Genomic DNA, 10,462 nt, shown 5'->3' with positions numbered 1-10,462 from the left:
GTTCCCTGCCAACCACCATGACCAAACTGCTCATTCCAACCCTCCTGCTCGCGCTGCCTTTGTGCGCCGCGGACGTGAAATTCAAAAAGCTCAGGCTCTCCAACGAATTCTGGTGCGAAGGCGCGCACTTCGCCGACTTTGACCAGGACGGGAACAACGACATCTGCGCCGGACCGTTTGTGTGGTGGGGACCGGATTTCAAGGAGCGCAGCGCCTACAACGCGCCAAAACCGGACCGCAACAAGCCGCTCACCGACGAAGACTATGGGCCGAACCACGCGAAGTTCATCGAGGCCGCGCCCGACTTCAAAGGCAAGGCGCAGGATCCGCTCGGCTACTCGGATTACTTCCTGACCTATACCTACGATTTTAACAGCGACGGCAAGATGGACATCCTCGTCTTCTCCTGGCCCGGCGACATCACCGCGTGGTATGAAAATCCTGGCAAGCGCACCACCGAGGCGTGGAAGCGTCACATCGTCTTTGACGTGACCGACAACGAGTCTCCGCAGCTCGGCGACATGGACGGCGACGGCAAACCGGAGCTCATCTGCCACACTGGTGGACGTCTCGGTTATGCGTCGCTGGATTGGTCAAATCTCGATGCGAAGGCGACGTATCACGCGATCGCGAAGCCGGACATCAAGCGCTACTTCCGCTACACGCACGGCTACGGTTTCGGCGACATCAACGGCGACAAACGCCCCGACATCCTCGACAAGGACGGCTGGCGCGAACAACCCGCCACGCCTTCCGAAGAGTGGGTGTTCCATCCCGTTCCCTTCGCGCCTGAAGGTGCTCGCGGCGGCTCGCAGATGCAGGTCTATGATGTGAACGGCGACGGGCGCAACGACGTGCTCACGAGCTGGGACGCACACGGCTACGGCTTCGCCTATTACGAGCAGCAGGCGGACGGCAGCTTCGTCACGCACCAGATTCTCGGCGAGAAGCCGGAAGACAGCCCGCACGGCGTGAAGTTCACGCAAACACACGCGACGACAATGGCCGACATTGATGGCGATGGCGTGCTCGATCTCATCACCGGCAAGCGCTACTGGGCGCACGGCCCGAACAAGGACGCCGAGCCCGGTGCTCCTGCCGTCCTCTATTGGTTCCAGATCAAGCGCGACGGCAAAGGCGGCGCTGATTTGGTCCCGCATGAAATCGACAACGACAGCGGCGTCGGCACTCAGGTGACCGCCGGTGACGTGAACAAGGACGGCAAGCAGGACGTGCTCGTCGGCAACAAGAAGGGCGTGTTCCTGTTTGTGCAGGAGTAATCCGGCCTACAGCAACAAATCACCCGCCTGCAACGGGTGACCGCGCAGGAAGTCGGCGGCAGACAGACGTCTGCCGCCTTCGATTTGGACTTCGAGCAGGTTGAGGAGGCCGCTGCCGCAACTGACGAGAATGCCGTTCGCATCGGCGCTGACGATGGTGCCGGGTGACGGGCAGGCGTCGGCGTTTGGAATGACTTGAGCGCGGTGAATTTTCATCTGCATGTCTTTGAGCATGCAGGATGTGCCCGGCCATGGGGTGAAGGCACGAATGAGGCGGCCGAGTTCGATGGCGGAGCGCGTCCAGTTGATGCGGCCGTCCTGGCGCGTGAGTTTGCGCACGTGCGTGGCCTTCGCATCGTCCTGCTTCTCACGCGGCGGATGGCCGGTGGCGAGAAGATCGAGTGCTTCTTCGAGCGCAGCGGGTGCTTGCTGCGCGAGTTTGTCGTGAAGGCTGCCGCCGGTATCGTCATCGGCGATGGGCAGGCGTTTCATCAGCAGGATGTCGCCGGTGTCGAGGCCCTCATCCATGAACATGATGGTGACACCGGTTTCGGCATCGCCATCGCGGATCGCAGCCTGAATCGGCGCGGCGCCGCGATGACGTGGCAGCAGTGACGTGTGGACGTTCAGGCAGCCGAGAGGCGGCACATCGAGCACGGCACGTGACAAGATCTGGCCGTAGGCGATGACGATGGCGACATCGGCGTTGAAGGCCTTCAATTCCTCGACGGCATGACGAATCTTCGGCGGCTGAATGACCTGAATGCCCACAGCGAGGGCCCTCACCTTGATCTGTGGTGGCGTGAGCACCTGCTTGCGGCCGACGGGCTTGTCCGGCTGCGTGACGACGCCGACCACTTCGTGCTTGGGTGTGGTGAGCAGCCATTCCAACGAAGGAAGGCCGATGTCGCCGGTGCCGATGAACAGAACGCGCATCGCAGCGGCTAGATCTTCATCTTCTCGAGTTCCTTCCACGCATCGAGCGTCATCACGCCGGCGAGGATGTCATAGAGCACTTTGGCTGGTGCCTGGCTGGCATCGATGTCCACGATACGGTCGCCAGCATAGTAATCGAGAATTGGCTTCGTCTCCGCCTCGTAAGTGGCAAAGCGGTTCTGGATGACGGCTTCGTTGGCATCATCGAAGCGGTTGTCCTTCAGCGCACGTTTGCGCAAGCGGCGGGCCAGTTCGGTGCGATCCGGGCAGGACAGGTGGAACACGCGCAGCACGTCGATGTGCGATTCCATGAACTTGGCCTGTTCCACATTGCGTGGAATGCCGTCGAGCACGAGGAAGTCGATCTCAGGCTTGAACATGTGGGAATCAACGCGCTGCTTCACGTTGGCGTTCCAGAGCTGCACGGTCACGTCATCCGGCACGAGTTCACCGCGGCTGGAATACTCGACAAACTTCTGCCCCAGCGGTGTGCGGGTGTCGAGTGAGCGAAACACATCCCCGCAGGCGAGATGGTGGAAACGAGGAATGGATCCCAGCACCTTGCCCTGCGTACCTTTGCCGCTGCCAGGAGCGCCAAGGATGAGGAATGTGCGGAATCGTTCGGGGGGAGGTGCGTCAGGCATGATTTCGAAAAGTCAGACTAGCACGTTACGATTTCGCAACAACTTGCGCAGCGGCCATTTTCACACGTTCGAATTCCAGCGCAGCCAGATCGCCACTCTCTTCACGCAACACCTGCACCCAAGGCTGCGGTGGCGCCCAGACATCCGGATTTGTGGGACCAAAGAGAAGCAAAGAAGGCACACCACAGGCGGCCGCCAGGTGCGAGATGCCGCTGTCGTGACCGAGAAAAGCGCTGCACGTGGCGAGGCGGGCGGCGAGTTCGGAAAGCGGCAGCGCGTGCCAGCTGGAGTGGCTCTCGATCCTCACCCCGCGCTCCTGCTCGGCCTCGCCGGTGACGAAAACGATTTCATGACCGGCAAAGGTGTCTGCAAGCCGCTGCCATTGCTCCAGCGGCCAGTTTTTCTTCTCAGAGCCGCTGCCGACGTGAATGGCGATGCGCTTCATGGTCTCTGGTCCACGCTCGAAGTGCGCATGCTGCAGATGTTCGTCCTCCAGAAACATCGCGATTTTTTCGAGACCCTTTGCCAGCTGCTTCGAAGCGTGTTCGCCGTCGTTCTGCACACGCGGAGAGCATTCGATGAGCGTTTTGACGCCGACTCGTTCCATGCTTGCCCGAAACAGGCCGTCAGGGTCGTAGAGGAAGCTCACCACGAGATTGAAGCTGCGCAGGTGCTCGGCGAGGGCTTCGTCGATCGGCGCCGTTTTGGCGAACAACGGGGCCATCGTGCGATGCTCCAGGCTGCGTACGGAATCGGCGAGCCCGGCGGCGCGTGCGAGTTCGGCGATGGCGGGATAGCCGATCACCTCGAGATGACAGCCGGCAATGGTTTCACGCAGCAGACGAATCGCCGGCAGGGTGAGAATGAAGTCGCCAATCGCACTGCCACGAATGACGAGGACGCGGGGCTGCGGTTTCATCAGTAAAACAGGATCGCCGCAGCGAGCAGCAACACGCCGTAGCCGATGCCGGAGTACACCGCCAGATTCCAGCGCTGCGGCTTCGCGAGCAGCCAGTTCACCCAATCACGCATCAGGAAGGGCATGCCGATGAAGAACATGCCGACGATGATCCACACATACGCAATGATGGGAAGCAGCAGCCGGCTGACCGGCGGCTGGAGAAATGCGGCGGTCAAAACAGGACCCGCCACGAGCAGCATGAGGGAACCAAGCGCACGAACCGCCAGAAACTCCTTCACGTAGATGAGCACGGCGACGTAACCGCCGATGGTGATCATGATGAAAGTGCGGCGCATGTTGAAGAATTCACCCATGTCCATGTTCGCCAGGGCGAACACGCTCCAGATGACATCGATAGTGAGCAGAATGACGCCCCACTTGAAGGTGCGTGGGAAAGCCTTCAGGAAGGCCTGGGTCTTCTCCTTGTTTTTGAGCGCCCAGGCGTGGGTGAGGATCAACCCCAGCGCCACGACGATACCGGTGCCCTTCAGCGGAATGCCGCCGGTGGAGGCCAGATGGTAGAGATAGTCGTAAAGGTCGGCAAACATGCGCGGGGGCGGAAAAGCGGGCGCACAGGTGGCGCAAACCGTGCTTGTGCGCAAACCCGTTGTTCAGGACGGCGGATTGAGGTTGCCTCGCCGTCGTGCAGCGACAGTTTGAGGCACTCTCTCTTCGATGAAAGAAGCCAAAGAAAACACACCGGCCTGGTATGTCGTGCATACCCGGCCGAAGTGCGAACATATCGCCGCATCGCTGATGGCGGGATTGGAAGGCGTGGAGACCTACTGCCCGCGCATCCGCTTCCAGCGCAACACGCGTCGGGGCAAGGTGTGGTTCGTCGAGGCGCTGTTCCCGAGCTACTTTTTCGCCCGTTTTGTTCCCGTCGACTCCATGCGGGCCGTGAAATACTCCCAAAGCGTGATCCGTGTGGTCGATTTCGGCGGCAACCTGACCTCGGTGCCTGACGAGGCCATCGCGGAACTGAAATCCGAGATGAAGGATGTGGAAATCTGCGAGGTGGAGGTGGGCGTGAAAGTCGGTGACACCGTGGAGCTGACCGAGGGGCCGATGCGCGGGCTGAAAGGAATTGTGAATGCGATGCTGAGCGGGGCGGACCGCGTGCGCGTACTGCTGGAGTTTCTGGGCCGCGAGAACGCCGTGGAGGTGCCGATGTCAAAAATCCTCACGGAGCACAAACCGCGTGCAGTCGTCGCCTCACGGTGATACGCACAGGCAATGCTCACGATCCGCGACGTCACCAAGACCTTCAATGCCCGCACGCTGTTCAGCGCTGCGTCGATGACCATCAACTACGGCGAGCGCGTGGCGCTCGTCGGTCCGAACGGCGCCGGCAAATCGACTCTCTTCTCGCTGATCCTCAAAACGGACACGCCAGATGCTGGCGAGGTCATTCGTGATGAGTGGACGACCGTCGGCTTCCTGCCTCAGGAGAGCGAACCGGTCGGCGATGAGAGCGTGCTGGATGTCGCCACGGGCAAGGCGGGCGAGATTGAGGCGCTGGAGAAGATTTTGCGCGAGTTTGAGGCCAAAGGAGATGTTTCGAGTCCCGAGTACTTCGAGGCACATGCCAAGCACGATGCGCTGCAGGATCCGCAAACCGAAGCCAAGGCCAAACGCATTCTCAAGGGTCTGGGCTACAAGGAAGAGGACTTCAACCGGCCAGCCCGCGAGTTCAGCGGCGGCTGGGTGATGCGTGCGCATATGACGCGGCTGCTGGTGATGGAGCCGGACCTGCTGCTGCTCGACGAACCGACGAACCATCTCGACCTGCTCTCGCTGATGTGGTTCCGCAATTATTTGAAGAACTACCCCGGCGCGCTGCTGATCATCTCTCATGACCGTGATTTCATGGATGAGCTGGTGCAGCAGGTGTATGAGATCGAGGAGAGCAAGCTGCTGTCCTATCAGGGCAACTACAGCGACTATCTCAAGCAGCGGGAGGAGAACTGGGAGCGCGCCATGCAGGCGTACAAGAACCAGCAGAAGGAAATCGAGGCGATGCAGGAGTTCATCGACCGCTTCCGCTCCGTGGCGTCCAAAGCATCGCAGGCGCAGAGCCGCGAGAAGCAGCTCGCGAAAATGGACAAGCTCGACAAGCCGCGCCCGCTTCGGAAGGGCTTCCGCTTCAATTTCCCGCAGCCACAGCGCAGCGGTCAACGGTTGATCACGCTGACGGACATTCATCAGGCCTACGGCACCAAGCAGGTGTATCGCGGCCTCGATCTCGAGGTCGAACGCGGCGAGCGCACCGTGCTCGTGGGACCGAATGGGGCGGGCAAATCGACTCTGATCAAGATTCTGGCCGGCGAGGTGCCCTTTCAGAAGGGTGAACGCAAGCTCGGCACCAACCTGAAGCTCGGTTACTTCTCCCAGCATCGTGCCGACACGCTGGACCCGGATTGCAGCGTGCTGGAGGAGTTGAAACGCGTCGCGCCGGAGATTCGCGAAGACGAGGCCCGCAGCATTCTAGGCTCATTCCTGTTCAAGCGTGAAGATGTGCACAAGAAGTGCCGTGTTCTCAGCGGAGGTGAAAAGAGCCGCGTCAACCTGGTCAAATTCCTCGTCGATCCGCCGAATCTGCTGCTGATGGACGAACCGACAACGCATCTCGACATCTGGGCGATCGAGGGACTGATCCTCGCACTACAGAAGTTTGAGGGCACGCTCGTTTTCATCAGCCATGACGTGCACTTCATCCGCTCGCTGGCGACAAAGGTGCTCCACATCACCGACGGCAAGGTCACGGCCTACTCAGGTGACTACGACTACTACCTCGAAAAAACCGGCGCAGAGGAGAACGCCCGCGCGGCGGTGATCGCAGGATGAGCCGGCCTATTTGGGCAACGATGGCTTGAGCTGCGCAGCTCTTTCAGCCGCTTCCTGGTCTTTCGGGCGGTAGCGCAGCAGTTCGCGCGCTGCGGCGGGCGAGCCCTGATCCCTGAGAGAGCGCAGGTATTCGTCGAAGGGCTTGTCCTCCACGGGCGAGAGCGGACGGGTGGCCGCTGCGGCGAGCAGCCATCTGGCCCATCGCACGGCGGTTTCCTCCTCAGGCGCAGGCTTCTGGGGGATGGCCGCGACGGCGGCTTCGTAGTTCTCCTGCGAAAGCTCCTCGATGCGTCCGTCATCCGTGAGATGACGACGCGCCAGGCCTTCGGAGAATTTTAGGAACCACTCGGGCAGCGGAGCGCCTCTGGGCGGCATGGGCGCACTGAAAAAGCCGTGGCCGGAAACGCGGAACAACACGCTTTGACCGTCCTCCGACACACGGGCGACCACGATGCCCTCCTCGTCGCTGCTGTTGCGTGGCGTGTCATGAATGCCCGGGGTGAGACAGTCGCCCGTGTGCACATTCCACACACGCATCTCGCCTTCATCCGACACCGTGACGAGGCGTTCGTCGTCAGGGCTCAGCGCAAGCACCGGCACATACGAATCGTGCTGCATGGTGACGATGTTCTTCCGTGTGGCGATGTCCCATACACGCACCGCACGATCTCGACCGGAGGTGATGAGCAGTTTTTCGTTCTGGGTGATGGTCACCGCACCCACCGCCGGCGGGTGAAGGAACGGTTCGCCGAGGGGCTTCAATGTCTTGGCATCATAAACGAAAACCGTCCCGTCCGGATCTGCGGCGGCATACATAGTCCTTTTGCGATTGGCGCCGCCGGCCTCGGAATAACGCAACTGGTCCGGAGAATTGTCCGGGCCTTTGATACGAGTGATCAGGTCCTTGTCGAGTATGTCGACAAACTTGCGTCCCGACATGCGCTCATGAATGTCCCAAACCTGCACAAAAGGAGTGCCGCTGGGAGCGAGCACCAGCAGCGAACCGTCGCGGGTGATTTTGGCATCCTTGACGACATACTCGATGTGGGAGTCCAACAGCGCCCCGGTCTGCACATCAAACACGCTGACATCTCCATTCCTGGAAACGGTTGCAATGAGGCTGGTGTTCGCCGCAGGCATGGCCTTCAAAATCTCACCGTCGTGCTGGCGCGTGGGGAACCGGAGCTTGCCATCACTGAGATTCCAGACGGAGACATAGCCGCCTCCATCCCCCACAACGATGGATCTGCCATCGGCGGTGAAGGCCAGAGAAGTCACCGAGGACGGATGCACGAGCGGCGGCAGCACCTCACCGCCGTTGCGGAAGTTGCCGACGAAAACCTCGCCGCGGTTCATGCCGAGCGCGATGAGTTCGTGCTTGGGTTCGATGGCGACATGCAGCAGTCCCTTGTCCACTTCGATGGGATCGCCCACAGGCTGCCCCAGTCGAAGATCCCAGGTGGTGGCGGCACCGTCATCCCCCATCGGATTGATGGGATCACCGCTGTAAATCGAGGCGGCAAAGACGCCGTCTTCATCCACCGCAATTTCAGCGACCACGCCTTTTTGTTTCATCACCAGGGCCGGTTCCTGCGGTTTGCGCAAATCCCAGGCATGGATGTTTCCCATGCCTTCTCCATCGATCTCACTGCCAACGAGAAGCTTGGTGCCATTGCCGGAGAACGCGACGCACGTTGCGATGTTCGGAAGACGTGGCTGGAGATTGCGGCGCTTGCCGTCCTTGAGGGTCCACAGCTCCACATTGCCGTCATCTCGCGCGATCACCGCCTGCTGGCCGTCTGGAGTGACCTCGAGAGCTGTGACCTCCATGCCGGGCGGAACCGGATGATCGGTGCGTTCCCCCGTCTTCATGTTCCACGCGGAAACGACTTCACGTATCGCCATCGGCTTTCCTGGCACCAGAGGCCCCTTGGGCAGGATGCGCGAGACGGCCAGCGCCGTATCTGCCTCACGGCTGACTGCGACTTTGGCGGCTTCTCCTGCGCCTTCCGGCAGCGCCAGCGGCGCGGTGTCCGGACGAATGAGATGCACGTTGGCCAGCAGCGAGAGGAGGTTTGTGGAGGAGAGGTCGTTGGTGGGATCCGTGCGCAGGGAGCGCACCAAAAAGGCGACCGCGTCGTTGTACTGACCGCGATCCGTGTACTGCCGTGCCATCTGCTCGTCGGAGCGGCTGTAGGATTTGATCAGGTTTTTCCGACCAAGCTCGGCAGCGATCCGGTTGCGCTCCGCTTTGAAATACAGCGCCGTGCTGGTGATACCGCCGGCGATGACGGCAAAGGCAATGGCAAGAGATGCTGCGACGCCAACACGATGACGGCGCACAAACTTGGTGATCAGGTAGCGCCGGCTCGGCGGACGTGCCGTGATCGGCTCGAAGCTCAGATAGCGCGTGATGTCATCCGCCAGGTCGTCCGCGCTGCCGTAGCGACGGTTTGGATCACGTTCGAGCGCCTTGAGCGCAATCCAGTCGAGATCGCCCTGCACCGAGGGCTCGACGGACGAGGGCTTCGGCGGATCCTTTTCCGCCAGATCGCGCAGCAGAATATGAATCGGCTTCTGTGCGATGTCGGAAGGCGTGATGAGAGCCCGGCCGCAGAGCAGCTCAAAAAACACACCGCCGAGCGCATACACATCCGACCGCGTGTCCACATGCGAGCTGCCATTCTCGATCTGTTCCGGGCTGATGTAACCCGGCGTGCCGACGAGCTGATCGACGCCGGTGGCAATAGTGTGGCCGGACCCCTCGCCCTCCAGAACCTTGGCGATGCCGAAGTCGATGACCTTGGGCACCGCCTTGCCCGCCTCGTCCATCACCATGATGTTGCCGGGCTTGATGTCGCGATGGATGATCCCCTTCTGATGCGCGTGGTTCACCGCACGGCAGACAGGGATGAAAAGCGACAGCCGCTGGCGCAGGTCGAGATCGTTCTGCTTGCAGTAGCTGGTGATGGAGCGGCCCTTCACCATCTCCATCACGAAATAGGGAGCGCCGATGTCCGTCTCGCCGGCATCCAGAATGCGCGCGATGTTCGGATGCTCCATGATGGCGAGCGTGCGCTGCTCGATGGCAAATCGTCCGAGAATGTCCGAAGACGTCACACCGGCCTTCACGATCTTGATCGCCACGATGCGGTGGATCGGCTTCACCTGCTCGGCGCGATAGACGACACCGAAGCCGCCTTCGCCCAGCTTGTCGAGCAGCCGGTAACGATCGCCAATCCAGCCGTCGTTTCCGGTGAGCGATTCCATGTGGGAACGCGGCTTCGAAGTCGTCCCCATGGACGCCATCGACGAAGCGGTGGCGGCGGGAAGCCCGCCGTGACTCGGCAGCGTGGCCGCTCCGGGCATGGTGGGGTGAATGGTCGGCTGCTTGTTCGTCGGAATTGCGATCGTCTGATCCTCCGGCCCGAGCGTGATGTTTCCCGTGTCGCCCAAGGATGCCGGCGGCCGCGAGCCCATCGTCGCAGCCGGAAGCGCACGGCTTGGATTCGGAATGGCAATGGTCTGGTCTTCGGGCCCCAGCGTGATCATTCCCGTCGCAGTCTCTTCGGCCGGAGGCTTCGGCGACGCGGGCGGCGGCGTGCTGCGGCCGGGATTCGGGATCGCGATCGTTGCGTCTTCCGGTCCGAGCGTCACCATCCCTGTCGGTGTCTCCTCAGGAGGCATGAACTTCTCATCCTCGTCTTTCGAGGGCGGTGTTGCGGGCTTGTCCGAATCAGGTTTCACGGGCGGGAAAAAGAAATACTCGGACACTGTTTCAGAGAACGACGACG

The 10,462-nt window shown here is 61.2% G+C and carries 8 protein-coding genes; 3 read left to right on the top strand and 5 right to left on the bottom strand.

Going from position 1 to position 10,462, the window contains the following annotated elements; all coding sequences use genetic code 11:
* The coding region (locus KDL09_RS23270) for a VCBS repeat-containing protein (RefSeq protein WP_294390647.1) at nt 1–1,280 on the top strand (1,280 nt) is incomplete at its 5' end.
* 6 nt (nt 1,281–1,286) lie between these two features.
* On the opposite strand, the gene fmt is transcribed toward KDL09_RS23270, so the two are convergent.
* From fmt to KDL09_RS23250, 4 genes are read right to left on the bottom strand one after another with little or no spacing between them, the layout of a single operon-like run.
* Nucleotides 1,287–2,216 carry a methionyl-tRNA formyltransferase gene (fmt, locus tag KDL09_RS23265; RefSeq protein WP_294390645.1) on the bottom strand — a complete coding sequence of 310 codons (930 nt, stop codon included), beginning with the start codon at nt 2,214–2,216 and terminating at the stop codon, nt 1,287–1,289.
* Nucleotides 2,217–2,224: 8 nt separating this feature from the next.
* Entirely contained in the window at nt 2,225–2,860 is a 636-nt protein-coding gene (locus KDL09_RS23260) for a nucleoside monophosphate kinase (RefSeq protein ID WP_294390642.1), read from the bottom strand.
* A gap of 25 nt (nt 2,861–2,885) precedes the next feature.
* A complete protein-coding gene (locus KDL09_RS23255; protein WP_294390640.1) occupies nt 2,886–3,779 on the bottom strand; it encodes a glycosyltransferase family 9 protein in 894 nt (297 codons plus the stop codon).
* Nucleotides 3,779–4,369 carry a hypothetical protein gene (locus KDL09_RS23250; protein ID WP_294390638.1) on the bottom strand — a complete coding sequence of 197 codons (591 nt, stop codon included), beginning with the start codon at nt 4,367–4,369 and terminating at the stop codon, nt 3,779–3,781. Before KDL09_RS23250 ends, KDL09_RS23255 begins: the two co-directional genes overlap by 1 nt.
* A 127-nt stretch (nt 4,370–4,496) precedes the next feature.
* Here KDL09_RS23250 and KDL09_RS23245 point away from each other — a divergent pair, with 127 nt between their 5' ends.
* The gene (locus KDL09_RS23245) at nt 4,497–5,045 is read left to right on the top strand and encodes a transcription termination/antitermination NusG family protein (RefSeq protein ID WP_294390634.1); all 549 of its coding nucleotides are present in this window, start codon (nt 4,497–4,499) and stop codon (nt 5,043–5,045) included.
* A gap of 12 nt (nt 5,046–5,057) precedes the next feature.
* On the top strand, nt 5,058–6,668 hold the full coding sequence (locus KDL09_RS23240) for an ABC-F family ATP-binding cassette domain-containing protein (protein WP_294390632.1): 1,611 nt from the start codon (nt 5,058–5,060) through the stop codon (nt 6,666–6,668).
* Nucleotides 6,669–6,674: 6 nt separating this feature from the next.
* Here the strand turns inward: KDL09_RS23240 and KDL09_RS23235 are convergent, their stop codons facing one another.
* The gene (locus KDL09_RS23235) at nt 6,675–10,415 is read right to left on the bottom strand and encodes a serine/threonine-protein kinase (protein ID WP_294390630.1); all 3,741 of its coding nucleotides are present in this window, start codon (nt 10,413–10,415) and stop codon (nt 6,675–6,677) included.
* Nucleotides 10,416–10,462 lie beyond the last annotated feature (47 nt).

Origin of the sequence: Prosthecobacter sp., assembly GCF_020439865.1 — a bacterium.
In the GTDB taxonomy this organism is placed as follows: domain Bacteria; phylum Verrucomicrobiota; class Verrucomicrobiia; order Verrucomicrobiales; family Verrucomicrobiaceae; genus Prosthecobacter.
Note: the sequence above shows the minus strand (reverse complement) of the source record. Positions and strands in the feature narration are given on the sequence as shown.

Excerpts from the sequence above, each read along its gene's own strand:
- KDL09_RS23240 (WP_294390632.1), top strand. The coding sequence starts at position 5,058 with ATGCTCACGATCCGCGACGTCACCAAGACCTTCAATGCCCGCACGCTG.
- KDL09_RS23250 (WP_294390638.1), bottom strand. The coding sequence starts at position 4,369 with ATGTTTGCCGACCTTTACGACTATCTCTACCATCTGGCCTCCACCGGC.
- KDL09_RS23255 (WP_294390640.1), bottom strand. The coding sequence starts at position 3,779 with ATGAAACCGCAGCCCCGCGTCCTCGTCATTCGTGGCAGTGCGATTGGC.
- KDL09_RS23260 (WP_294390642.1), bottom strand. The coding sequence starts at position 2,860 with ATGCCTGACGCACCTCCCCCCGAACGATTCCGCACATTCCTCATCCTT.
- KDL09_RS23245 (WP_294390634.1), top strand. The coding sequence starts at position 4,497 with ATGAAAGAAGCCAAAGAAAACACACCGGCCTGGTATGTCGTGCATACC.
- fmt (WP_294390645.1), bottom strand. The coding sequence starts at position 2,216 with ATGCGCGTTCTGTTCATCGGCACCGGCGACATCGGCCTTCCTTCGTTG.